At 51.4% G+C, this 24,818-nt stretch carries 22 protein-coding genes; 11 read left to right on the top strand and 11 right to left on the bottom strand.

Annotation, left to right across the window (positions count from 1 at the left end):
* Positions 1-81: 81 nt before the first annotated feature.
* Positions 82-1,188: a threonine synthase gene (gene thrC, locus H6G21_RS20775; protein ID WP_190575506.1), complete on the bottom strand. Its 1,107-nt coding sequence runs from the start codon at positions 1,186-1,188 to the stop codon at positions 82-84.
* Between the two features lie 255 nt (positions 1,189-1,443).
* Between thrC and H6G21_RS20770 the strand changes: the two genes are divergently transcribed.
* On the top strand, positions 1,444-1,644 hold the full coding sequence (locus H6G21_RS20770; protein WP_199307355.1) for a hypothetical protein: 201 nt from the start codon (positions 1,444-1,446) through the stop codon (positions 1,642-1,644).
* Between the two features lie 453 nt (positions 1,645-2,097).
* Here H6G21_RS20770 and H6G21_RS20765 read toward each other — a convergent pair whose 3' ends face one another.
* From H6G21_RS20765 to H6G21_RS20755, 3 genes are read right to left on the bottom strand one after another with little or no spacing between them, the layout of a single operon-like run.
* Entirely contained in the window at positions 2,098-2,667 is a 570-nt protein-coding gene (locus tag H6G21_RS20765) for a hypothetical protein (protein ID WP_190575504.1), read from the bottom strand.
* Between the two features lie 31 nt (positions 2,668-2,698).
* On the bottom strand, positions 2,699-4,099 hold the full coding sequence (locus H6G21_RS20760; protein ID WP_190575582.1) for a TRAP transporter large permease subunit: 1,401 nt from the start codon (positions 4,097-4,099) through the stop codon (positions 2,699-2,701).
* Positions 4,100-4,145: 46 nt separating this feature from the next.
* Positions 4,146-4,733 carry a TRAP transporter small permease subunit gene (locus H6G21_RS20755; RefSeq protein ID WP_242041983.1) on the bottom strand — a complete coding sequence of 196 codons (588 nt, stop codon included), beginning with the start codon at positions 4,731-4,733 and terminating at the stop codon, positions 4,146-4,148.
* Positions 4,734-4,920: 187 nt separating this feature from the next.
* Between H6G21_RS20755 and H6G21_RS20750 the strand changes: the two genes are divergently transcribed.
* Entirely contained in the window at positions 4,921-6,681 is a 1,761-nt protein-coding gene (locus tag H6G21_RS20750; RefSeq protein ID WP_190575500.1) for an ABC transporter ATP-binding protein, read from the top strand.
* Between the two features lie 23 nt (positions 6,682-6,704).
* Here H6G21_RS20750 and mreD read toward each other — a convergent pair whose 3' ends face one another.
* From mreD to H6G21_RS20735, 3 genes are all read right to left on the bottom strand, one after another.
* The gene (gene mreD / locus H6G21_RS20745) at positions 6,705-7,235 is read right to left on the bottom strand and encodes a rod shape-determining protein MreD (RefSeq protein WP_190575498.1); all 531 of its coding nucleotides are present in this window, start codon (positions 7,233-7,235) and stop codon (positions 6,705-6,707) included.
* 47 nt (positions 7,236-7,282) lie between these two features.
* Positions 7,283-8,173, bottom strand: a complete 891-nt coding sequence (gene mreC / locus H6G21_RS20740; protein WP_242041977.1) for a rod shape-determining protein MreC — start codon at positions 8,171-8,173, stop codon at positions 7,283-7,285.
* 89 nt (positions 8,174-8,262) lie between these two features.
* Positions 8,263-9,264, bottom strand: a complete 1,002-nt coding sequence (locus H6G21_RS20735; protein WP_190575578.1) for a rod shape-determining protein — start codon at positions 9,262-9,264, stop codon at positions 8,263-8,265.
* Between the two features lie 1,152 nt (positions 9,265-10,416).
* On the opposite strand from H6G21_RS20735, the gene H6G21_RS20730 reads away from it, so the two are divergent.
* The 6 genes from H6G21_RS20730 to H6G21_RS20705 all read left to right on the top strand — a co-directional run bounded on the left by H6G21_RS20730 (position 10,417) and on the right by H6G21_RS20705 (position 17,394).
* Positions 10,417-10,788: a single-stranded DNA-binding protein gene (locus H6G21_RS20730; RefSeq protein ID WP_190575496.1), complete on the top strand. Its 372-nt coding sequence runs from the start codon at positions 10,417-10,419 to the stop codon at positions 10,786-10,788.
* A 170-nt stretch (positions 10,789-10,958) separates the two neighbouring features.
* Positions 10,959-11,843, top strand: coding sequence for a rhodanese-related sulfurtransferase (locus H6G21_RS20725; protein WP_190575495.1), 885 nt, complete (start codon positions 10,959-10,961; stop codon positions 11,841-11,843).
* Between the two features lie 81 nt (positions 11,844-11,924).
* Positions 11,925-12,530: a protoporphyrinogen oxidase HemJ gene (gene hemJ / locus H6G21_RS20720; RefSeq protein ID WP_190575493.1), complete on the top strand. Its 606-nt coding sequence runs from the start codon at positions 11,925-11,927 to the stop codon at positions 12,528-12,530.
* A gap of 266 nt (positions 12,531-12,796) precedes the next feature.
* The gene (locus H6G21_RS20715; RefSeq protein WP_190575491.1) at positions 12,797-13,420 is read left to right on the top strand and encodes a hypothetical protein; all 624 of its coding nucleotides are present in this window, start codon (positions 12,797-12,799) and stop codon (positions 13,418-13,420) included.
* A 97-nt stretch (positions 13,421-13,517) separates the two neighbouring features.
* Positions 13,518-16,070 carry a class I SAM-dependent DNA methyltransferase gene (locus H6G21_RS20710; protein ID WP_190575489.1) on the top strand — a complete coding sequence of 851 codons (2,553 nt, stop codon included), beginning with the start codon at positions 13,518-13,520 and terminating at the stop codon, positions 16,068-16,070.
* The gene (locus H6G21_RS20705; protein ID WP_190575487.1) at positions 16,063-17,394 is read left to right on the top strand and encodes a restriction endonuclease subunit S; all 1,332 of its coding nucleotides are present in this window, start codon (positions 16,063-16,065) and stop codon (positions 17,392-17,394) included. Before H6G21_RS20710 ends, H6G21_RS20705 begins: the two co-directional genes overlap by 8 nt.
* Before the next feature lie 87 nt (positions 17,395-17,481).
* Here the strand turns inward: H6G21_RS20705 and H6G21_RS20700 are convergent, their stop codons facing one another.
* Both H6G21_RS20700 and H6G21_RS20695 read right to left on the bottom strand, forming a co-directional pair.
* Positions 17,482-17,913 carry an HNH endonuclease signature motif containing protein gene (locus H6G21_RS20700; RefSeq protein WP_190575485.1) on the bottom strand — a complete coding sequence of 144 codons (432 nt, stop codon included), beginning with the start codon at positions 17,911-17,913 and terminating at the stop codon, positions 17,482-17,484.
* Positions 17,906-18,316: a hypothetical protein gene (locus tag H6G21_RS20695; RefSeq protein ID WP_190575483.1), complete on the bottom strand. Its 411-nt coding sequence runs from the start codon at positions 18,314-18,316 to the stop codon at positions 17,906-17,908. Before H6G21_RS20695 ends, H6G21_RS20700 begins: the two co-directional genes overlap by 8 nt.
* A gap of 211 nt (positions 18,317-18,527) precedes the next feature.
* On the opposite strand from H6G21_RS20695, the gene H6G21_RS20690 reads away from it, so the two are divergent.
* Together H6G21_RS20690 and H6G21_RS20685 are read left to right on the top strand one after the other, a co-directional pair.
* The gene (locus tag H6G21_RS20690; protein ID WP_190575481.1) at positions 18,528-21,929 is read left to right on the top strand and encodes an HsdR family type I site-specific deoxyribonuclease; all 3,402 of its coding nucleotides are present in this window, start codon (positions 18,528-18,530) and stop codon (positions 21,927-21,929) included.
* On the top strand, positions 21,926-22,618 hold the full coding sequence (locus tag H6G21_RS20685) for a SprT family zinc-dependent metalloprotease (protein WP_190575479.1): 693 nt from the start codon (positions 21,926-21,928) through the stop codon (positions 22,616-22,618). The genes H6G21_RS20690 and H6G21_RS20685 overlap by 4 nt, the downstream gene beginning before the upstream one ends.
* 39 nt (positions 22,619-22,657) lie before the next feature.
* On the opposite strand, the gene tatC is transcribed toward H6G21_RS20685, so the two are convergent.
* Positions 22,658-23,512, bottom strand: coding sequence for a twin-arginine translocase subunit TatC (gene tatC, locus H6G21_RS20680; RefSeq protein WP_190575477.1), 855 nt, complete (start codon positions 23,510-23,512; stop codon positions 22,658-22,660).
* A gap of 520 nt (positions 23,513-24,032) precedes the next feature.
* Between tatC and H6G21_RS20675 the strand changes: the two genes are divergently transcribed.
* On the top strand, positions 24,033-24,236 hold the full coding sequence (locus H6G21_RS20675; protein ID WP_190575475.1) for a DUF2949 domain-containing protein: 204 nt from the start codon (positions 24,033-24,035) through the stop codon (positions 24,234-24,236).
* 127 nt (positions 24,237-24,363) lie between these two features.
* Here the strand turns inward: H6G21_RS20675 and H6G21_RS20670 are convergent, their stop codons facing one another.
* Positions 24,364-24,558 carry a DUF2811 domain-containing protein gene (locus tag H6G21_RS20670; RefSeq protein ID WP_190575472.1) on the bottom strand — a complete coding sequence of 65 codons (195 nt, stop codon included), beginning with the start codon at positions 24,556-24,558 and terminating at the stop codon, positions 24,364-24,366.
* Positions 24,559-24,818 lie beyond the last annotated feature (260 nt).

The raw sequence follows: 24,818 nt of genomic DNA, 5'->3' as shown, positions 1-24,818 counted from the left end.
GATTGAACCCTTGCTCTGGCGTTCAATCCCCATAACTTGCTTCAGCAGACTAATCCGCTGGAATGATTCAATTTGCCTGACCTAGAAGCCCATGACCTTCGCCACGTCCTGCAAGTTCGGCGCAATGCCTTGGTGGAAATTATTTTCGCTGAACTTAATTGCAGAGTCGGGATCCTTCAGGCCATTACCAGTCAGAACGCAGACCACCGTCGCCCCCGCAGGCACTTGGTCTTTACACTTCAGCAAGCCTGCCACGGAAGCCGCACTGGCGGGTTCACAGAAAATCCCTTCATCGCCCCCCAGCTTGCGGTAGGCGGCGATAATTTCATCGTCGGTGACGGCATTGAACCCACCGCCACTGGCCTGCTGTACCCCGATCGCCTTATCCCAGTTGGCCGGGTTGCCAATGCGAATCGCCGTTGCCAAGGTTTCCGGGTGTTTCACCACTTCACCAGTGACTAACGGTGCGGATCCGGCTGCTTGGAAGCCCATCATTTTCGGCAGTTTGGAGCAGCGTCCTTCAGCCTGGTACTCATTGAAGCCCATCCAGTAGGCCGTAATATTGCCCGCATTGCCCACGGGAATGCAGAGCCAATCGGGGGCATCCCCCAGGACATCCACCACTTCAAAGGCCGCTGTTTTTTGGCCTTGTAGGCGGTAGGGGTTGACGGAGTTCACCAGGGTGACGGGATAGGTTTCCGACATTTCCCGCACGATTTCCAAGGCCCGATCGAAGTTGCCTTGGATGGCAAGAACTTCTGCACCGTAGAGCAGGGCTTGGGCTAGCTTACCCAGCGCAACATAGCCATCGGGAATCAAGACAAAGGCTCGCAGTCCGCCCCGACGGGCATAGGCGGCAGCCGCAGCGGAGGTATTCCCTGTACTGGCACAGATGACAGCTTTGGCTCCAGCTTCCTTGGCCTTGGTAATCGCCATGGTCATCCCCCGATCCTTGAAACTTCCGGTGGGGTTGAGACCGTCATATTTGACATAGACCTGAACCCCGCGGCCAATTTCTGCGGCGATCGTGGGCACTGGGATCAAGGGAGTATTTCCCTCGCACAAGCTGACGATCGGCGTCGAATCTGTCACAGGAAGATAGCGCCGATAGGCATCAATCAACCCATTCCAGGTTTGGGCGACAGGTTGACGCAAACTGGATTCATTGGCAGACAGGCTTAGGGTCACGGTCTTAAATGCTTGAATTCAACTAGAGGGTCTACGGTAGGAGATCGTAGGAGATCTTAGTCTACCCCGATCGGGCCTCTAGCCTCGTGATCTCCGGTGAAGATTGCAGGGAGGGCATGACAAAATGTAAAGAACTGTAAAGAACCTCGAAAATCGATATGGACAAAACTCCATATTCGTGGGAAAAATGCAACATAAAGATACAATTTGCTCTGACGCTTGAGCTAAGATAAAAACGCGGTGTGAGTAAGCAACATGACTAAAACGATGATGACATCTGCCCCCTTAACCGAATCTTCTAGTCGCGATCGTGTGGTTGAACGGATGCGCGCCCTCTACAACGAAGATCAGCAAGTCAAGTTCCTGCATCTTCAGGCCGAAGCTGACTCCCTCCTCCAGCAGCTTCAATCCATCAAGGCGCAACGCTCTTCCGAAGACGCGCTCCATAACAATTAAATAGATGCTCTGGAATTGGATCCTGATGTACCTTCGGATCTAATTTCAATTCAAGCCTGAATGGTTACGATGGTTCAATTCGAAGCGAATTCTTTTGTTTTGCAACACAAGAATCAATTAAGTTAGCTGGATCCTGCAAATCGTAAAGTGGGATCCATTTTTTATAGGTTATACCAGCACTGTATGATGACTGTAGCCAGGTCATGGCTGTAGCCAACGTCATTAGGAGATGGACTGGGCAGGAGTCTCGGCCCCCTGCTTGATCATGGCACAGCCCTATAGTGAAGATTTGCGGCGGAACGTGTCGAATTCACTACCCTCAACCTAGGAACATCTGGCTCATCAATGGCCCTTTCTCCGACCTCACTTCCACCTCTCAGTCAGTGCAGTTGTAACTTCAGTTCCGGGAGGCGATCGAGGGCTCAGGATGGTCGATCGCCTCCCAGCAAAACGCTAACCGCCAATCAAGCAATCATCTGGAACGCCATCGCCATTATTATCAATGCGTTGATCATTGCTTTTCCCATCGCCATCACAGTCCGTTGCCGGACCGATCGGACTTCCTGCATTAGAGGACGCTGGCGGTTCCGGCTCAGACACTTCCGGCTCAGCGGGTTCCGGCTCTGGCTCAGGTTCGGGTTCAGAGCGGCGAGGTACCTCGGCGGGAGGCTTGGACTGCGGTCTGGGTGCCGGGGCTGGCGGTTCCGCCGATCGCGGGGCTTTTTCTACGGTTTTCGTGGTATTCGCTGGCTCCGTCCGAGTCGGTGCGCCTTCCTCCTCCCGCTCCACTGATTCTGCATTGGGAGAATCCTCGTTTGCATCCTCCTCAGCTTCCGTTGACTTTGTCTTGGAATCACTCGCCTTGGGGGATGCAGAGGGCGTTGCAGAGGCGCTGGGAGATGTGGTGGGCACACTGGGCGAAGCACTGGGCGACGCTTCCTCCGGCGGCTTACTGGGGCCACAGGCAGCTAGCAGACTAGCGATCGCGATCGCACCAACAGAAAACGGTAGAAAATTTTTCATAACACGGCTCAAACATCAACTGGCAGCAGACTCAACTGGCATTGGACAGAGAAGGCAAGAAATGGACAAGTTGTGGAAATACAATAATTAACACCAAAACCAACAACTGCAACAAAATAAATGGAATCACACCTTTGTAAATATCCGTAGTTAAAACTTCAGGAGGAACAACGCCTCTTAAATAAAATAGCGCAAATCCAAAGGGAGGAGAGAGAAAGGAAGTCTGTAGATTGGCCCCCAACACCACGCCATACCAAATCCGAATTTGGGTTAAGGAAGCGTCGATCGCACTCGGTTCCAAGCCCATCCGCTCAAACTTTTGGCGATAGAGCGTGTTCAACACGGGGACGAACAACGGCACAACAATAAAGGCAATTTCAAAAAAGTCAATAAAAAAGCCGAGGATAAACACCACAGCCATACTGACGAATAAAAAGCCAACCTCGGCACCCGGTAGATTGGACAGAACATGGTGCATGAACTGATCGCCTTCCAATCCCCGAAAAACCAAGCTGAACAGGGTTGACCCAAACAGAATAAACACCACCATTGCCGTCGTCCGGAGGGTGATATCGCAAACTTGTTTGATGGCGGTTAGGGTCAGTTGGCGATTAAAAAACGCCAGAATCATTGCGCCAAAGGACCCGACTGCACCGGCTTCCGTCGGGGTGGCAACGCCAAAGAAAATACTGCCAAGAACCAATAGGATCAGAACCAGGGGCGGCACCATTGCCTGCATCACCTGTTTTCCCAGGGCTTTTTTCCCGATCGATCGCACTTCCTCCGGCAATGCAGGAGCCATGTCCGGTCGGAAAAATCCCACGAGCAACACATGCATTGCAAAGGCTCCGGCCATCATGAGGCCAGGAATCACCGAGCCGACAAATAAATCACCAACGGAAACCCCGAGCTGATCGCCCAACACGACTAAGACAACACTGGGGGGAATGATTTGTCCCAGCGTTCCCGATGCCGCAATGACCCCCGTGGCCAACTGCTTATTGTAGCCATACCGCAGCATGATCGGCAGTGAAATCATTCCCATTGCCACAACCGTTGCCGCTACAACTCCTGTAGTCGCGGCGAGCAATGCCCCGACAATCACAACGGCCAGGGCTAACCCACCCCGCAACCGCCCTAGCAAAATGCCCACGGTTTCCAATAACCGCTCGGCCATGCCCGTTTTCTCTAGCATGGCTCCCATGAAAATAAAGTAGGGAATCGCTAGCAGCGTATAGTTGGACATGGTGCCAAAAATCCGTTGGGGCATGGCCGTAAAGAGGCTCCAGTCAAAGACCCCTAAACTGATGCCCACCCAGCCAAACAGGATAGCTACGGCCCCCAGGGAAAATGCTACCGGATATCCCAAGGACAACATGACTAGTGCACCCGCAAACATGCCAGGGCCAAGCCATTCAGTATCAATTTCAATAATCCAATCACCCATTGCAATTCCCCACCATAATCACCTGAAAATGCTAAATTTCCGATTCATGGGATTCTGGCTGGGCCCCCCGATCGCCCGTCAGAATGGCCCAATTTTTAATGGCTTCGGAAATGCCTTGGAGAAATAACAGCAAACAACTGACTAAAATCAGCGCTTTGATCGGGTAGCGGGGTAATCCACCGGGATCGGGCGATCCTTCCCAGATGGCCCAGGATTCCACCACGGATCCCCAGGAAAACCAAGCGACCAAACCGCAGAAGGGCAGGAGATAAACGAGGGAACCGATGAGATTGGCGATCGCCTTTTTGCGCGGGCTCCAATGGGTGTAGAAAATATCCACCCGCACATGTTCATCATGGAGCAGCGCATAGGCCGAACCCAGGAGAAACAGAATATCAAAGGTATACCACTGGCTTTCAATGAAGGCATTGGAGGTCAGGTTTTGCCCGATCGCCCGCCCAAGATAGCGTCCAATGACATTCCAAACCCCTAACCCCACCATCACCAGAACTAACCATAGAACACCTTGCCCGATTTGCTGATTCAGGCGATCGATAGCACGGGAAAGGGGCAGTAACTTGGGCGGGGCTGTCCGCCACCATCGTTGGAGTGATCTCAAGGCATTGTCCTCCAGAGCGATCAGAACCAGAAGTTGAATAGGCTGTTGAATAGATTGTCCCACGGGCGATTGCACGGGAGTCGCAGCCCCCATGAAGTCGCTGTGATGTCGTATTTTACCGCTTCGGCGCGCTAGAATCGGAAGTCTCTATGGCTAGCTTCACACTCTCGTTTTGCAGGTTTGAGTTATGGCGCGATCGCGGCTACAACAACTGGGTACCTACCTCCAGCCCCACTGGAAACAAGCAGCAGGCGGTATTTTCGCCCTCTTTATTGTCAATGCCCTCAGTATTTACATTCCCCTGCAAATTCGTGATGCTATTCGTGAACTGCGCATCACCTTCCAGTTCGATCGGGTGTTGTTCTATGCCGCGATCGTTTTGGTCTTAGCGTCTGTCATGTGGGCGATTCGGATGACGTCGCGGATGCTGCTGTTTGGGGTGGGTCGCCAGGTGGAGTTTGACCTAAAACAGCGCATTTTCAATCACTTGCTACGCATGGAACCGGCGTATTTTTCCACCAATACGATCGGGGATCTGATCAACCGGGCTACGAGTGATGTAGATAACGTACGGCGCTTGCTGGGCTTTGCCATTTTAAGCTTGGCCAATACCATCTTTGCCTACAGCATGACCTTGCCTGCGATGCTACAAATCAACGTCAAATTGAGTTTACTGGCGTTGGCGATCTATCCCGTCATGTTGTTTGTGGTGAATCTATTCAGCAACAAACTCCGTGCCCAGCAAGGGGAGGTGCAAGAACGGCTCTCGGATCTGAGTGAACTGATCCAAGAGGACATGAGTGGCATTTCCCTCATCAAAATTTATGCCCAGGAGGAAAATGAGCGTAAAGCCTTTGAATCCTTGAACGATCGCCTCTTTGGGGCCAACCTCAACTTAGCGAAAACCCGCACGACCCTGTTTCCCATCTTGTCGGGCTTGGCCTACGGGAGCAGTCTGATTTTGCTCTGGTTTGGGGGGCCTGCCATTCAGCGGGGCGAGTTAAACATTGAAGATCTGATTGCCCTATTTATCTTTGTGGAAAAGCTAGTCTTTCCCACGGCGCTCATGGGCTTCACCATTACGGCCTACCAGCGGGGGGAAGTCAGTATCGATCGCATTGAAGCGATTCTGTCCGTGGAACCCAACATTAAAGATGCACCGGAGGCCAAGGCGATTCCCCTGGAGCAGATTCGAGGCCACTTGCAGGCCCGCAATTTGAGCTACAACTACGCTACGGCGGAGGGCCCCTCGATCGCGGCTCTGAAGCACATCACCTTTGAAATCCAACCGGGGGAAACCGTGGCGATCGTAGGGGCGATCGGATCCGGAAAATCCACCCTCGCCAATGCCATTCCCCGGCTACTGAATATTGCCCCCGGCCAATTATTTCTGGATGGGATGGACATTACCCAGATGCGCCTTCAGGATTTGCGCGGGGCCATTTCCTACGTGCCGCAAGACAGCTTCCTGTTTAGCACCTCCATTCGCAATAACATTGCCTACGGGGTCCCTACTGCCACGGATTTAGAAATTGAACAGGCGGCCAAGGAGGCGCAAATTCATCCAGAAATCCTGAATTTCCCCCAGCATTACGATACCTTGGTGGGAGAACGGGGGATTACGCTGTCCGGCGGTCAACGGCAACGCACAGCCTTAGCGAGAGCCTTACTGGTGGACTCGCCTATTCTGATTTTGGATGATGCCCTGTCCAGCGTAGACAACCAAACAGCGACGCAAATTTTGACCAATCTCTCGGAAGGCACCCGCCGCAAAACGGTAATTTTTATTTCCCATCAGTTATCCGCCGCCGCCATGGCCGATCGGATTTTTGTGATGGATCAGGGGGAAATTCAACAGATGGGCAACCACGAAACCTTGCTGGCCACGCCGGGGTTGTATCAAACCCTGTGGAATCAGCAGCAACTGGTGGCGGTTGTAGAAGCCTAAGCCTTTCAACGACTCCGGGCCAACTACTCTGGCTGAATCCCCACCCATTGCCACCAACGGTTCAGCGGGAAATAGATGACCGGAGCCCACAAACTGCTGAGAATGGCGGAACTGAGGGCAATCAACTGATGGTGTTTCCAGATTTCTAGAAGCGATCGGGTCCCCAAGAGGCTGAACTGAATCGCAGTGACCGTTTCAGCGACTACCGCCATGCCAAAGACGATCAGCGCCACAGAAATAAAATCTTCTTGGAGATAGCGCTGTTTTTGTAATCGAGCCGTTAATAGACCGACGACGACTAAACTTACGGCATGGCTGGGGTGTAATTCGGTCATGGCATCCTGCAAAAAACCGAGGGCCATCCCCGCCGAGATCGCCGACCAGACATTTCGTTTCAGGCTCCAAGCCACCACCCAAATCAGCAACCAATTGGGGCCAATTCCCGCTAAGGTCATACCAGGCCAACGGGTGGGCGACAGCATCAAGCAGACAAAGACGGAGAAGGCTGTCCCGGCGCAAATGACGCCCCACCGTGCTAAGGAACTTTGTTCCATCCATTGTGAACACTGCCGGGATAGCTGACCGAAAGTGAACAAATGCATCATGGTTGGACAGAGGGTGAAGGGCTCGGCGAAAAACTGGAAGTGGGTGAAGGTTCTGGCGTGGGGAGGGTATCTGCTGGGTTGATGGCGTTGGGGGGAGAGACCACGACCCATTCTAAGGAACTGATTGGTGCAGTCAGTTGGATGATGGCCTCGGGGGCTGGACTTTTGCTGAGGTCGATCGACTCGATCCGCCCCACGGGCAAGCCCTCAGGAAATTTGCTACTAAAGGCCGAAGTCACCACAGTGTCGCCCTTGCGGACATCGGGAACCTTATCAAAAAACTGCATAATGACTTGGGTGCCTGCATTTTGGCCCGTTTGCCCCTTCATGTAGCCCGTTGCACGGCTGCGACTGACGGTAACGCCCACCTGGTTGGCCGCATTGCTCAAGAGGACAACTCGGCTGGCATGGTCACTGACTTGACTGACTCGCCCGACCACTCCCCCAGGGGCCATCACCACACTATTGAGTTGCACCCCATCCTTAAGGCCGCGCCCTAGGATCAACTGCTCCCACCAATGGTCTGCACTACGGCCAATCACAGGTGCAGCTAAGGCTTCCTTTTTTTTGTCCTGGACTAAACCCAGTAATTCTTCTAGGCGCTGGTTGCGGTTTTGTAACTCGATCAGGCGTTGTTGGAGTTCTAGAACTTGGGCATTCTCCAGCTGGAGGGCGGCTTGGTTGGGATCCCCTTGAAAGGGCCGAGAAAACCATTGATAGGTTTCCATGAGCCATGCTCCCTGGGTTTGACGCACGATCGCCGCTGTCCCGATCGCAAGGCCGATCAAGAGCGTTTGTGTTCCGAACCGTTCCCACCAGCGGCGTACTGTAAACATGCGAAGACTTGTTCGAGGTTGGACGACTTTAGGTCGGGTGAAAGGCACCATGTCAGTTCCTTGGCAAGACTCAGTAGATGACTGAATTACCTTCCACCCAAAAATTGTCTGGATCAGGAGACCTTAGCAGGCAATTCGTTCTACCGTGGACGGCTGCTGAACACCCGTCCAAGCTGATTAAAGTTTTCCAGCACACGCCCGGTGCCCAATACGACACAACTGAGTGGATCAGCGGCCACATGGACAACGATGCCGGTTTCATGGCTGATCAAGGTATCGAGGCCCTTGAGGAGAGCACCGCCCCCTGCCAACATAATGCCCCGATCGATGATGTCAGACGCTAACTCCGGCGGAGTGCGTTCTAGGGTGCGCTTGACTGCATCGACGATGACGGCCAATGGTTCAGCCATGCTTTCCCGAATTTCCGGGGCTTTGATCGTGACGGTTTGGGGCAGACCCGACAGCAGGTGCAACCCGCGCACTTCCATGGTTTCTTCGTCAGCATCGCGGCTGGGGTAAGCGGATCCGATCGCAATCTTGATTTCCTCGGCGGTGCGTTCCCCAATCACGAGGTTATGGACTTTTTTCATGTATTGGACGATCGCGTCACTCAGTTCATCGCCCGCCACCCGAACCGATTCACTCAGTACCGTGCCCTGCAAGCTGAGAACGGCCACCTCGGTGGTGCCGCCGCCGATGTCAATAATCATGTTGCCCGTTGGTTCCGCTACGGGGAGACCGGCTCCGATCGCCGCTGCCACAGGCTCATCGATCAGAAACACTTCCCGTGCCCCGGCCTGGGTGGCCGCATCCATGACCGCCCGCCGTTCCACCCCCGTGACCCCACTGGGAATGCCAATCACCACACGCGGCGAAACTAGTTGCTTCCCTTCATGGACGCGGGTGATAAAGTGCTTCAGCATCAGTTCTGCGGTATCAAAATCCGCGATCACCCCATCTCGCAGCGGACGCAGTGCCACAATATTTCCCGGTGTCCGCCCCAACATGCGCTTGGCATCTTCTCCAACGGCCAAAGGAACGCGCTCATTTTGATCGATCGCCACTACGGACGGTTCTTGTAGGACAATGCCTTTCCCTGAAACGTAAACCAACGTATTAGCGGTACCCAGATCAATCCCCATATCACGGGACAGGGAAAAGCGACTGAAAAGACCCACGACTTACTCTGCCTTCTGTACTAACGACAACGTTCCTGAAGCCCAGCCACCCTTGCAATGGGAAGTCCAACTTGAAAGTCAACTGAAAAGTCTAACTTTACTGGTGCCAGACTGTTTTGGTCAAACATCGGCGTTTGTGGACGGTGGAAACAAAGGTGGATTCTAGTATGTTTTCTGACCATCGTCTAGACGACCGATCGCTAAACCAAGGATGAACTGGTGGTCTCCTATGAGCAGTAAACACACGGTTCAAGGGCAACCCGGTTAAATTGGCAATAATTTACCATTCCAAGATTCATTTATTACATTCAGCGATGATTTTTTCTGTAGAAACTACGAATAAAGATAAGAAGGTTTGGGCAAAATTTCCTCGCTCAGCAATGAATGACTGCGACAACCTGGCTTAGAAAAAACACCTGCTTATAAAAACACCCAGAGAAAATAGGAGAAAATGATGAGTCTGGATAAAGGCAGTAATTAGTAAAAGCAATGAATCAGGCGGAAAAAATGCAATTTTAAAGATGATTTAAGGCTGAGTTGCTTTGGGCTGTGAGTTGTTTTTGAGCTGCCTGAGGTATCTGAAATGTCTAGCAATGCCCCTGAAATGACCATTAATGACAATTGTTTTATGCAATACAATTGTTTTGTGCAATAGATGTATTGTACAGACCTCGGTTGTGCAAACCTTGTGGTTGTGCAAACCTTGTGGTTGTGCAAACCTTGTGGTTGTGCATCCCTTGGCTGGGCATGGCTGGCATGGAACGATTTACTCTCGCGCAACGCCCTACTGTCATTTGCGCTGATCCTGCTGGATCAAAAATCCAGCTAACTGGAAAATAGCAGCAGAGGTGAAAGCGCTACCCGATCGTATCCATCTATATAACCACATAAATCTCAAAGATCTCGTAAAAGGTTGCGGGAACAGGTGCAACGATCGGCTGAACTGAGTGGGGCACGGCGAGCTGGATCGTCCTGGGAGGAGGTGCCCGATCCCTGCCACAAAGCGGCCATAGAAAGCGGTGAAAACCTGAAAGATTCTGCGCTAGCGGGGAATCTTCTAGTTAGGATAGGGAAGCTAACCTATCCACCAGTACCTTAGCACTGAAACTAAAGGTCATGAGCTTAAACGTCATTACTCTTGTGGGCCGCGTCGGCGGAGATCCGGATGTCAAGTATTTTGAATCGGGGAGCGTTAAATGTCGCTTAACCTTGGCGGTCAATCGGAACAGTCGCAACAACGATCAGCCGGATTGGTTCAATCTGGAGTTGTGGGGACGTCAGGCGGAGGTGGCTGAGCAATACGTGCGGAAAGGGAGCTTAGTGGGAATTAAGGGATCCCTCAAGTTTGATACCTGGGTCGATCGCAATACGGGTGCCAATCGTTCATCCCCGGTCATTTTGGTCGATCGTTTGGAGCTATTGGGTTCCCGCCGAGATAACGAAAGCTCGATGAATAGTGGTGGCGGTGGCTACGAAGACGATTTCTAGGACGATTTCTAGAAGGATTTGACCGGGGGCTCAGGACTGGGCCGGGGGCTGTTGCGTTCCTCGCCGCTCCTCAAAGATGACTTTTCCGGCAAAATCTGATTAGATAACGAGTCTGTCATCTAATTCATCACCTTTTTTCTACCCCTCACCCACTCTACATCTCTCCCATTATGTCTATCGTAGTTGCTGCCTTCTATCAGTTTGTGGCTTTGCCAGATTGCCATGAGCTGCGGGATCAGTTCTTCGATCGCTGCCTTGCCCATCAAATTAAAGGGACGATCTTGCTGGCCCAGGAAGGCATCAACGGGACAATTAGTGGCTCGCGGGAGGCGATCGATGGGATTTTTGGGGAATTGCGATCGGATCCTCGGTTAGCTAATCTGCAAGTCAAGGAATCCTATACCGATCAGCAGCCCTTCTATCGGCTAAAGGTCAAAGTGAAACCGGAAATTGTTACCTTGGGTCGCCCGGAGGTCAATCCAGCCCAGGGGGTGGGTACCTATGTTGATCCCCAGGATTGGAATCGGGTGATTCAGGATCCAGAGGTGATTGTGATTGATACCCGCAATGACTTCGAGGTCAGAACTGGGAGCTTCCAAGGGGCGATTAATCCCCAAACGGAATCCTTCCGCCAGTTCCCGGACTACGTTCAGCAGAATCTGGATCCTACCCAGCATCGGAAAGTTGCGATGTTCTGCACGGGAGGGATTCGCTGCGAAAAGGCTTCGGCCTATATGCTGTCCCAGGGGTTTGAAACGGTCTATCACCTCAAGGGCGGAATTCTGAAGTATCTGGAAGAAGTGGCCCCGGAAGAGAGTCTGTGGGATGGGGAATGTTTTGTGTTTGATCAACGGGTGGCGGTGACCCATGGCGTTGAGGAAGGTTCCTACGAGTTGTGTCTCGCCTGTGGCCATCCGGTGTCGATCGCGGAACGGCAGTCTGATCAGTACCAGGAGGGGATTCATTGCCCCCACTGTGTTGATCTCCAAACGGAAGAACGGCTCCGGCGGAACCAAGAGCGTCAGAAACAGCGTGTGTTGCAACGATCGCGCTAAAGCATCCCTCTCCCCCTTGCTTTAGGGACAAGACATTGCCTTTAATACAGTCAGGCGTTTTTCACATCCTGACTTTAATCTATGCCCTATTTTTGGTTTAAAGCCTTTCACATCGTTGGCTTTGTCTCCTGGTTTGCGGGTCTGTTCTACCTGCCCCGCCTGTTTGTCTACCATGCCGAAGCCCAGGAACAGCAGACTGAACCCGTGCGCAGCATCCTGCGGGAACAGTACACCCTGATGGAAAAACGCCTCTACGGCATTATTATGATGCCGGCGATGATTGTGACGATCGCGATGGCGATCGGGATGCTGGTTGTGCAACCGGACTTTCTACACCAAACCTGGCTGCATGTGAAGATTGCCTTGGTTGGGGTGCTCGTGGTGTTTCATTTTTTCTGTCGGCGGGTGATTGCCCAGTTGGAAGCGGGGGAAACGCCACTGACCTCAAAGCAATTTCGCTGGATGAATGAATTTCCCACCTTCTTTCTAGTGGTGGTGGTGATGTTGGCGGTGTTTAAGAATGACATTCCCACCAATGCAACGGGCTATGTCATTCTCTTGATGGTGGTGGCTTTTGCTGCGAGTATTCAACTCTATGCTCGCAAGCGTCGTCTGGATGCCGAAAAGAAAAAACAAGCATTGGAACAACAGGTGACGACTGAAAGTACCCCTGAACCGACGGCTTAATTTGCTCTTTCAGAATCTAAAACTTTGTTCTGGTGAATGTTGCTTTTTAAGGTGGGTAGGTGAACGGCCTACCCTATCTTTTTGGCGTACAATCTTCAGGCTGGATAGCGCGATCGTTAGAGCTGACTCGATCGTTGATGATGCGCTGACCGTTAACCCCGGATGCTTGTCCCCTTGCGCTGAACCCCTTGCGCTTTGATCCACTGCGCTTTGATCCACTGCGCTTGACCTCTTGCTCTTAATACCTTGCCTTTGCCCATTGCTTTATGGAAACCAGTGCTCCTGATTTGGTGATGAATGCATCTGTTGTGCCAGCGTTGGTGCAAACTTTGGTGCTGCTGCTAGCAGGCTTTGTGCCAGCGGCGGTGTCGGGTTTGGTATTGGGGACGTTGCTAGGGTTGAATCGGTGGACGGCAGGTGCTGCCAAGTATCTGTTACAGATTCCGGCCTCTCTGCCTGCAGTGTTATTAATCCCCATTCTCCTCATTCTGCTGAAACAGACTGAGCCGATCGGTTCGCTACTGGTGGCGTTCAGTACATTCTGGGTTGTGGCGATTTACACTGCGATTGGGATTCAACGGGCAAGACGGCACCAAAACCAGATGTTTTTTGCGATTCCCAGCATTTTCCAAGGCTTGCGCTTTGGGCTGATGTTGGCTTGGTCGGTCATGATCACGGCGGATATTCTTCTGTCGAGTAATCAGACCTTGGGAGGCTACATTTGGGATCTCTATAACCAAGGAACGCAGAGTTTAAAGCCTGTGGTGAATGCAGCGATCGCGGTTATGGTTACGGCGTTTCTGATGGATCAGATTTTAAATTTTGTCGGTTTCCTGATTCAAAAACGCCTCAAACCGAAGGTATCGGAACCTGCTCAGATTGCAGAGTGAGTCACCTGAAAAAGGGGGGGAATTGTTCCTGTGGTTTTGCTGACGATCGAGCAAATGCGAAGTATTATGCGACAGTTCGATCGGGATGCTGTGTGTTATGAAGCCCCAAAAGTTAACTCTCTCCAAGCTGGAAAGCGAGCTATTTAAGGCTTGTGACATTCTGCGAGGCAATATGGATGCCTCGGAGTATAAGGAATATATTTTTGGGATTCTGTTTTTGAAGCGGCTGAGTGACCAGTTCGATGCCGATCGGGAGGCGTTGCGGCAGGGCTATGAGGCGAAGGGGATGAAGCCTGCGCTGATTGAGCAGCAGTTGGCGAATCGAAATAAATACGACTTCTTTGTGCCGGAGGAGGCGCATTGGAGTCAGCTTCAGCATTTGAAGCAGTCGGTGGGTTCAGGGCTGAATAAGGCATTGGCGGCGATCGAAGATGCGAATGCCGATGCGTTGCAGGATGTGCTGAAGGGGATTAATTTCAATCGGAAGGTGGGCCAGAAGCCGATGTCGGATGCGACGTTGGTGCAGTTTATCCAGCACTTTAGTAAGATTCCGTTGAGCAATGGGGATTTTGAGTTTCCGGATTTGCTGGGGGCGGCTTACGAGTATTTGATTAAGTATTTTGCGGATACGGCGGGGAAGAAAGGGGGCGAGTTTTATACGCCGGCGGAGGTGGTGCGGACGTTGGTGCAGATTATTGAGCCGGGGGAGGGGATGTCGATCTATGACCCCTGTGCGGGTTCGGGCGGTATGTTGATTCAGTCGCAGCAGTATGTGGCGGAGACGGGGGGCAATGCGCGAAATTTGGCTTTGGCGGGGCAGGAGCTAAATGGGGGCACTTGGGCGATTTGCAAGATGAATATGATTTTGCATGGGATTACGAGCGCGAAGATTGAGCAGGGGGATACGCTGCAAGACCCGCTGCATGTGGAGAATGGGGAGGTTGTGAGGTTCGATCGGGTGATTGCCAATCCGCCGTTTTCGCAGAATTACACGCGGGATGGGCTGAAGTTTCCGGAGCGGTTTCATACTTGGTTGCCGGAGTCGGGGAAGAAGGCGGATTTGATGTTTGTGCAGCATATGGTGTCGTCGCTGAAGGCGGATGGCCGGATGGCGGTGGTGATGCCCCATGGGGTGCTGTTTCGGGGGGGTGAGGAGAAGGCTTGCCGGGAGCGATTTATCAAGGATGGGATTTTGGAGGCGGTGATTGGGTTGCCTGCGGGGTTGTTTTATGGGACGGGGATTCCGGCTTGTGTGTTGGTGATGAACCGATCGGGGGCGAGGGAGCGCGATCGAGTGTTGTTTATTAATGCCGATCGGGAGTATCGGGAAGGGAAGAATCAGAATTCGTTGCGGGCGGAGGATATTGAGAAGATTACGAATGTGTATCGTAATCGGTTGGAGGTAGGGAGTTATTCGCGGTTGGTGAGTCGGGAGGAGTTGCAGGCGGAGGAGTTTAATTTAAATATTCGGCGGTATGTGGATAATAGTCCGCCACCGGAGCCGCAGGATGTGCGGGCGCATTTGAATGGGGGTGTCCCGAATCGGGAGATTGAGGCGTTGGGGCGGTATTTTGCCCATTATGCGGGGGTGCGGGCGTTGTTGTTTAAGGCCCGGAAGCAAGGGGATTATAGCGATTTTGCGATCGGGATTGGGGCGAAGGATGAGATTCGGCGGTTGATTGAGGGGTCAGATGGGGTGTTGGCGAAGCAGGCAACGTTTCGATCGGCGTTGCAAATGTGGTGGAAGCAGCAGCGGTTGTTGATTGAGGGGTTGCCGGAGTCGGGGAATGCGTTTGCGGTGCGGCGGAAGTTTTTGGCGTCGATCGTTCCTGCTTTGGAGCCGCAGGGGATTTTGGATGAGCATCAGGTGCGGGGGGCGATCGCGGCTTATTTGCAAGAGGTGGGGGCGGATCTGAAGTCGATCGCGGCGAGTGGTTGGGGGCCGGAGTTGATTCCGGATGAGGATATTTTGCGATCGCAGTTTCCGGAGGTGTTGGCGCAGTTGGAACGGGATCAGGGGCGGATTGCGGAGTTGGAGGGGTTGTTTGCGGCGGTGGATACGGGGGATGAGGATGAGGAGCCGGAGGAGTCGGAGGAGGGGGTGTTGCCGAAGGGATTGGTGAAGTCGCTGAAGGAGGAGCGGAAGGATTTGGAGGGGCAGCGGAAAAATGGGCTGAAGTTGGTGAAGGTGATGCGGCAGGATGTGAAGCGGATGGAGCAGGCGGGGTTTGCAGCGGCAGAGCGGCAGGGGAAGCAGCGGGAGATTGCGGAGATGGAGGGTCTGATCGCAGGGTTGGAGAGTCGGCTTGGGGAGATCGATGGGCGGTTGGCGCGGCATTCGGGGTTGGAGGCGGAGTTGAAGGAATTGAAGGCGAATGTGCGGGAGGTGGAGAAGCGGCGGGATGAGTTGGTGGAGCAGGCGCGGGAGCGGATTTCGCCGGAGGAGGCGCAGCCGTTGATTATGGCGCGGTTTGAGCGGTTGGTGATGGGGCAGTTTGAGGGGTATTTGCGGCAGGATGTGCGGGCGTTTGTGGCGGCGGTGGAGCGGCTTTGGGAGAAGTATGCGGTGACGCTGAAGGAGATTTTGGCGGAGCGGGATGCTGAGGCGGAGAAGTTGAATCGGTTTTTGGTGGAGTTGGGCTATGAGTAAGAAAAGCCATTGGGAAAAAAAGACAATTTTTGAGTTAGGCCATCAAAGTAAACTTACTGTCCAAACTGGGCCTTTTGGGAGTCAACTGCATTCGGATGACTATCTTGAAGAAGGTATACCATTTCTATTAATTCGCAATATTGGCCCTAATGGTTTACTTACAAATGACTTACCAAGAATTTCTGAACAAGATGCACAACGTTTAGCTCGATATTCCTTGCAGGTTGGAGATATTGTATTTAGTCGTGTGGGTCGTGTGGGTAGCTGCTTTCTTGTGACGGATGAGCAAGCTGGTTGGATTATTTCTGGCCAAACGCTCCGCATCAGAGTTCCCTATGATAATTTAGAGCCTCGATATTTTTTGTATGCGCTGCTAGATCAAAAGTCTCAAGAATTTATTTCAGGAGCTTCAGTTGGAACGACTCGAACTTCAATTAATACCTCTATTCTTGAGTCGCTACCAATCCAACTTCCACCGTTGCTAGAGCAGAGAAAAATCGCTAATATCTTAACCACGATCGATAATCTCATCGAAAAAACCGAAGCCCTAATCGCCAAATATCAGACCATCAAACAGGGCATGATGCATGATTTATTTACCCGTGGGGTGGATGCTGCGGGTAAGCTGCGGCCTACGTTTGAGGATGCGCCAGAACTGTATAAGGAAAGCGCGATCGGTTGGATTCCGAAAGAGTGGGAAGAGTCAGTAGTTGCGAATCAGCTAGTATGTATTGAACAAGGTAAAAGTCCTGAATGTGATAGTGAACCCGCAGCACCTGGGGAATGGGGAATTCTAAAGACAACTGCTGTTGTTTGGGACGGATATAACTCTTTAGAGAATAAGCGTTTACCTTCTAAACTAAAGCCTAATTTTCAATATGAGGTCAAAGTTGGTGATGTCTTTATAACTAGAGGTGGCCCTAATTCGCGTGTTGGTGTGGTAGCTTATGTTTATTCGACTCAAGAGAAACTAATGATGTCGGATAAACTATACAGGCTAGTTCCAAAAAGCTCTATAGATGCAGAATTCTTATCTTTAGCATTATCATCTGAGTCCACGCAAACGTATCTATCAACTTTGAAGACAGGACTAGCGGAGTCTCAAACCAATATCTCTCAAACAATTGTCAGGAAACTGATAATTCCTGTACCTGAGAAATTAGAACAGCGAAAAATAATCGATCGTGTTGCATCTGTCAGAGGACTGATTGATAAGGAAAAAAACAATCTAAGAAAACTGCGAAGTCAAAAATCCGGCCTGATGCAAGATCTCCTCACCGGAAAAGTCCGCGTCACCGTTGACACAGCCGCAGCCTCCCCCTAGCCAAGCCCCCAAGCTATAATTTCCCTATCACCACCCGCAAACCATGGCCATAAAGATTTTCGTAACGATTTCAAATCACTAATATGATTAATTTTCATCCGGTGGATGTAACCCCGCCATAATCAACAACTTCCGAAGATTCACCACCCCGGCCCGATTCAGCTTCAGCGCATTCACCGTCGCTCTTCCCGTCGCCGTAATTCCAATCACCCGCAACGTATCAAGACTCCAAGTAAAATGCTCACGCCAAACCTGCTGACGAGGATGAAACAGCGGCACAATAGCTTGACTAATTGGATCGATCGCCTGGGTTTTCGTATGCTTATGCCCATTGCAGCCCCCACAGGATAACGCCAGATTCTCCAGATCCGTTTCACCACCCTCCGCAATTGGAAGAATATGCTCACAGGCAAAAGACTGCGGCGTATGGTCGATCGTGCTCTTGCAGTACTCACAACGCCTGCCTGCCCTAGCAATAATCTGCTGCTGCTCCGCAACCGTAATGTAGCGTCTAGGCATAAACTGGCGGATGATGAATGTCCAATTGATTCATTAACCCATCCAACGAAATTTGACGCAGTTGCGCTAACTCAATCAGAGCCTGTAAACGATCGACACTCGCCTGCTCCACGGTATCAATCAACCCCAGCAATTCCTGATGCTCCTCCGGCAAAATCGATTCTTCATGCAGCTTAATTTGTAGCGCATCATAGCGTTGCTGAATCTGCTCCGGCAAACCCCGATTAATCTGCTCCAACAACTCCGTTTCCCGCTGGGGCAAATTCGGCCCTCTCCGTTGCGCCAACAGCAAATTCACCTGCCCCACAAACTGCTCCAACTCAGCCGTCTCCAACTGAGCCACACCACTCAGCAACTGATCCAAGTCAATATTCACTTGAGACGTGATTTGAACCGAGGTCATTGAGTGACACTCCTTGAGTTATATCCTTAGGCGCAAAAATTCCCGCGATCTGCCTGCATTATAGCGTCACCCCTCGATCGGGATTTCCCCCCAGCCTTCGCTAAACCCGCCAATCTTGGGATAAATTTCTGGAAATTCTACGCCTAGCCGAAAAAATACGCCAAACTATTATTAAAACTTCCCGCTTCTCAACTTACCCCGCCCGATCGTCATGTCAGAATACCAACTCGTCGAAAAACCCTTTCTCGACCAACTCGCCGCCCTCGGCTGGCACATCATCGATCACGGCCCCGGCATTCCCCAAGACCCCACCATTAGCCTCCGCACCGACTTCCGCCAAGTCATCCTCCCCACCATCTTCCGCCAGCAAGTGCGCCAGCTCAACCGCACCGACGACGGCCAACCCTGGCTCACCGATCGGCAACTCCAAGACCTCTACGACCAACTCAACCAACCCTCAACCGCGCCCCTGCTCGAAACCAACGAAGAACGCCTAAATCTGCTCTACAAGCACCAAGTAGACACCAACGAAGTCACTGGCGAAGCCGACCCAGAAGTACACCTGATCGACTTCCAAAACCCTGAAAACAACCACTTCATCGCCATCAATCAATTTCGCCTCGACACCCCCGGCGGCACCAAAGCATTTATCATTCCCGACCTCGTACTCTTCGTAAACGGCATCCCCCTCGTCGTCGTGGAATGCAAAGTCCCCGACAACACCGCCGCTGACCCCATGCACGAAGCCTTCCAGCAGCTCATGCGCTACAGCGACCAACGCCCTGACACCCAAGCCGCTGGCCTGCGCGAAGGCGAACCCCGCCTCTTCTACACCAACCAACTCCTCATCCGCACCTGCGGCACCCAAACCGAAGTCGGCAGCATCAGCGCCACCGCCGAAGAATACTTCTTCCCCTGGAAATCCATCTACCCCGACCAATACGCCACCTATACCGCACCCCTCGGCGAAGCCCGCCCCCAAGAACAACTCATCCAAGGGATGCTACCCAAAGCCACCCTGCTCGATATTGTCCGCAACTTCATCATCTTCATGGAAGTTGGCAAAACCCGCGTCAAAGTTGTCTGCCGCTACCAGCAATACCGCGCCGCCAACAAAATCATCGATCGCCTCCGCGCTGGCAATAGCCCAGAAGAACGCTCAGGCGTGATCTGGCATACCCAAGGCTCCGGCAAAAGCCTCACCATGGTCTTCACCATCCGCAAACTGCGCCATACCGAAGACCTCAAAGACTTCAAAGTTTGCCTGGTCTGCGATCGTACCGACCTTGAAAAGCAACTGGGTGAAACCGCCGCCCTCACTGGTGAAGCCGTCAACAAAATCAGCAGCAGCACCGCCCTCAAAACCGAACTAGCAACCAGCACCTCCGACCTCAACATGGTGATGGTGCATAAATTCCAAGAAGCCCGATCGGAACTTCCCGACTACCTCCAAACCGCCCTCACCCCCTCATCGAAAAACGATATTCCCGAATACGAGAGCTTTGGCCTCGTCAATGCATCCGATCGGATTCTGCTCATGATCGATGAAGCCCACCGTACCCAAGCTGGAGACCTGAGCGATAACCTATTTGAAGCCTTTCCCAATGCCACCCGCCTTGCCTTTACCGGAACCCCCTTAATTGTCACCAAAGACAAGCAAAAGACCGTCGATCGCTTCGGCCAATACATCGACAAATATCGCCTCCAGGATGCCGTCAAAGATGGGGTCACCGTCCAGATCCTCTATGAAGGTAAAGTTGCCACGACTAGCATCGAAGCCAAAGCCGAATTCGATCGCAAAGTCCAAGAAGCCGCAGGCCAATACGTTACCTCCCAACTGCGCAAAAGTGTTAATCAAGAAATCCTTAAGCAAGAAGCTCGCCAGAAAGGGAAACTATTTGACGATTTAATCCAAGACCGCACCGCCGCCGAAATCCTCAAACTCAAACAAAAATGGGGCACCAACGGCGACCTCCTCGAAGCCAAAAATCGCATCGCCGCGATCGCACAAGACCTTGTTAATCACTACATCGACCAAATCCTGCCCAACGGCTTCAAAGCCCAAGTCGTCTGTAGTTCCAAGCTCGCCGCCGTCCGCTACAAGACAGCGATCGACAAAGCCATCGCCGATCGGTTGGCCTTGGAACAAGCTAAACCGATCTGGGACAAAACGCAATGGGAAAGCAATCAACCCATGCCCGAAGACATCGCCGCAGAATACCAAAACCCCGACTTGTGCCAAAAAATCGCTTTTCTTCAGTCTGCTGTGATTCTCTCCACTGACGGCACCAATGAAAAAGCCGAAATTACCAACGCGCGTAAACATGCCAAATCGGTCAACGCGGTTGACAATTTCAAACGCAAGTTTGATTATGATGACCCCGATAAAGTCAATACAGGCGTGGCCTTTCTCATTGTCTGTGACATGCTCTTGACGGGCTTTGATGCCCCGATCGAACAAGTCATGTACATCGACAAGAAAATTCGTGAGCATAACCTGCTCCAAACGATCGCCCGCGTCAATCGCATTGCAACAGGTAAAAATCGCGGTTATATCGTGGATTACATTGGTCTAACCGAGCACCTCCAAGAAGCTCTATCGATTTATGCTGCGGAAGACCAGGAAGACATTCAACAAACCCTCAAAAATATCAACCATGAACTCCCAATCCTAGAAACCCGTTATTTGCGTCTGATCGAACTCTTTGAAGCAGGCGGTGTTGAGCAAATTGAAGCCTTTGTCAACCAGCAAATTCCCGACCTCCCTGAGAAAATTGCCATCCTTGAGCAAGCGATCGAACTGATGGAAGACCTCAATCAGCGATCGAGCTTTGAGGTATATCTCAAACAATTTCTCCAAAGCATGGATATCATTTTGCCTAATGCTGTCGCTAATATTTATAAAATTCCAGCAAAACGGTTTGGTTACATCATGAACCAAGTCAAAGAACGCTACAAAGACACCTCCCTAAATTTCTCTGATTCCGGCGACAAAATCCGTGAATTGATTGACCAGCACTTGATTAGCCAAGGCATTAACCCCCAGATTCCTCCGATCGAATTATTCTCACCCGCCTTTATCCAATCGATCGAACGTAAGCCCAGTGCCAAGGCCAAAGCCAGCGAGATGGAACATGCCCTCCGCAAACATTGCAAAGTTAATCTCGAAAAAGACCCTGCTTTCTACCAAAGTCTCAGCGAAAAGCTGGAAGCCTTAATCCAGAAGCACCAAGACGACTGGGAAGCGCTTAGTCTAGCACTTTTAGGCTTGCGTAATGAAGCGGAAACAGGTCGTCAAGACAATCCCGATGGCGTGAGTCGAGCTGCTGCCCCATTCTACGATCGGATTGGCCAAATTGCTTTTGGTGGAAGCATTCCTAGCACTCATCAAGAGACCATCAAACAGCTTGTCGAGCAAATCATTGAGTACCTGCAAGACACGATTAACATTGTTAATTTCTGGAGCAATAATGCCGAAGTAAAAAAACTCCGAGGAAATCTATCTGACCTGATTCTAGAAAGTAATATTGATGAGATGATCGAACACAGTGCTGAACTTGAGACAGCCATTATCGATCTCACCAGGGCGCGTCATCAGGAATTGGTTCAATGAAGCAAAAGTATAAAGATATTGAATATAATCTTCAGCGCAGCAATCGAAAGACTGCCAGCATCTATATTGAGCGCGATGGCCAAGTTTCTGTCCGCGTACCGAACCAGCTTTCTGATGATGACCTCGCAGCGCTGATTGAAAGCAAGCGACGCTGGATTTATAAAAATAAAGCTGAGTGGGAAACCCTCAACGCTTCACGGGTTCAACGGGAATACGTCAACGGCGAAGGATTTCTTTACCTGGGTCGCTCCTACCGCCTCAAATTAGTTGATGCTCAAACCCCAGCCCTTCAGCTCCAAGAGGGTTACTTCTGTCTGAGCCGCGATCGGCAATCCCGCCCTCACGCTGATGCTGCCTTCAAAGCCTTCTACCGTAAGAAAGGCCAAGCCTGGATCCGTGAGCGGATTGCCTACTTTCAGTCACAGATGGGAGTTCAAGTCGTTTCAGTCCGCGTCATGGAACTCCAACACCGCTGGGCCTCTTGCTCGCCCCAGGGCAACCTCTGTTTTCATTGGAAATGTATGATGGCTCCCCTGAATGTCTTGGATTACATCGTTGTCCATGAGCTAGCCCATCTGATTCACCCCAACCATTCCGCCGCCTTCTGGTATGAAGTCGATAGGATTTTACCAGAGTACCGCGATCGGGTGGCTTGGCTCCGTGAGCATGGTGCTGGAATGGATCTGTAGATGCAGATGCCACTGATAGAATCGCATCTCAGGTCTAAGTTACTTTCCTAACAGCTTCACTAAACCAATACCGCTGAGATATAAGGCAAGGACCGCACCACCCAATAAACTTTGAGTCAGTGGATCCGTCGAAGGAGTGAGGACTGCCCCCAAGACGGCTGCGCCTACTAGGACATAGCGCCAACCGGCCAACATCTGCCGCGAGGAGAGAATCCCTAAAAAGCCCAAAAGTGCCTGAACGATCGGAATTTGGAAGGCCAAGCCCGTGCTGAACATCAGCAGTAGGACAAATTCAAAATAGCGATCGATCGACCAAGCTTGCTCCACAACTTCCGCGCCGTAGGAAATAAAGAAATTCAACGCAGCGGGAATCAGGGCCACATAGGCGAAAACGAGTCCGCCCACAAATAACACGCTGGAGCCTAACACCACCGGAGCCAAAAAGCGCTTTTCCCGACGGGTTAGGCCAGGGGTGACAAAGGCAATAATTTGGTACAGCACAAACGGAGCCGTCAAGAGAATGCCAGCATAGCCCGCTGTTTTGATCGAAACAAAGAAAAACTCCCCTGGGGATAGTTGCAAAAACTTTACCCCATTGGCCGGAGCCTCCAACAGTTGCACGATCGGGCGCACCTGCGTAAAACAGATAACGATACCAACCCCTGCTGCGATCAATGAGTAGAAGATGCGCTGCCGTAATTCTTCTAGATGGTCAAAGATTGACATTTCGACATCATCTGTTAGCTCATCATCCGTCAGCTCGTCATCTTGGATCTCAACTTGAGCTGACTTAGACAGGTTGATGTCTTCCCCAGAGGTTGAGGCATCTCCAGACAATGCATTCACTGGAGTCAGATCCGAAGTTGTTGTCTCAAGTTCCGAAGGAACAGTCATGTCTAGCGTCCGTCCGAAGGTTTGCTGGCCAAGGTTTACTGCCCAAGGTTTACTGTCCAAGGGCTGCTTTCTATTGTAGCGATCGGCGCGATCGGGGCATAGTCTTAGCGGCTCGCATCCTCACTCGTGCCGCAACAATCAGCGTTCCTAGCGTCTCAGGTGCACGATCGACGAAGGGGGAATTACGAAGGGGGAATTACGTTTAATTGTTGTCTAGAGAGTACTCATCTTGGATTGATGACTTTCACCCGAATAATAAGGAAATCCAAAAAATTGGTTCCTCTGGTCAAAGATAAGGCAGAATATCACAAAGACTTTTTTGGCCTATTTTTTGGCCGATAGGCTTAAGGCAAGCTGGGCCTAGAGTCGGTTCCTGTTGTTAAAGTAGTTCCTGAGCTGTTCTTACGAAGTCAAGTGCTTACGCCGTAAAACTGTTTTCGTAAGATGATTTCCCCCATTGTTCCCGTTAAAAATGTCGTCCTAATTTCTCAAATCCCTAACGTTCAGGAGGGTGCAATTCATGGAACCCACGAATCATCCCTTAGTGCAGTTCCTTCGAGACGAGCTATTACTTCCAGCGGACTCGATCGCCCTAGCGCTCAATAATTCTCAACACGCGCCCAGTCAGTTACCCATGATTCTCTGGCAGTATGGGTTGATCACGTTGCGGCAACTGGATCAGATTTTTGATTGGTTAGAACGGCAAAACAGCAATGCTGCCTAAAAGAGTGAGTCGTTAAATCAAGCCTGACTCAATCGCAACTCTCAACTTCAAGCCTGACTTGATTTCAAACCTGACTTAATTTCAAACCTGACTTAGTTTCAAGCCTGACTTAGTTTCAAGCTTGAAATCAAGCTTGCCCAAATAACGTTTCTAGATAGACCCTGGCTGCGGCTTGGTCTTGGGAATTTTGCATTAAGAAAAGGGATAAAGCCGCGACGATCGTACGGTCTTGATCCCAATTGGGATGGGTTTCAACATATTGCGCTAAAGCTTTGTGGAGGGGTTCGGGCAGCTCAGCAAACAGCGAAATAGTAGAGTTCATAGCCGTGTTTATTAAATCTGGTTAATGAACTTGTGGAAAACCGCAAGGCACTTTCCACAGGTTGATAAAAGCTTGCGCGATTGTCTCACAAGTTCTTGGAATTGTAGAGCGTGTTTTTACGAGTTGCAATTGATATAGCTGTAGCCAGTTTAGTTAGGACGCTGCCTGATGGAGGACAGCTTCTATGGCCTCGCGCAAAGTTGGGTACTGATCTAACTGGCGACGAATCCGACTTTTCAACCAAGCCCAACACTTTTCAA

The organism is Alkalinema sp. FACHB-956 (assembly GCF_014697025.1).
In the GTDB taxonomy this organism is placed as follows: Bacteria; Cyanobacteriota; Cyanobacteriia; order Leptolyngbyales; family Leptolyngbyaceae; genus Alkalinema.
Note: the sequence above shows the minus strand (reverse complement) of the source record. Positions and strands in the feature narration are given on the sequence as shown.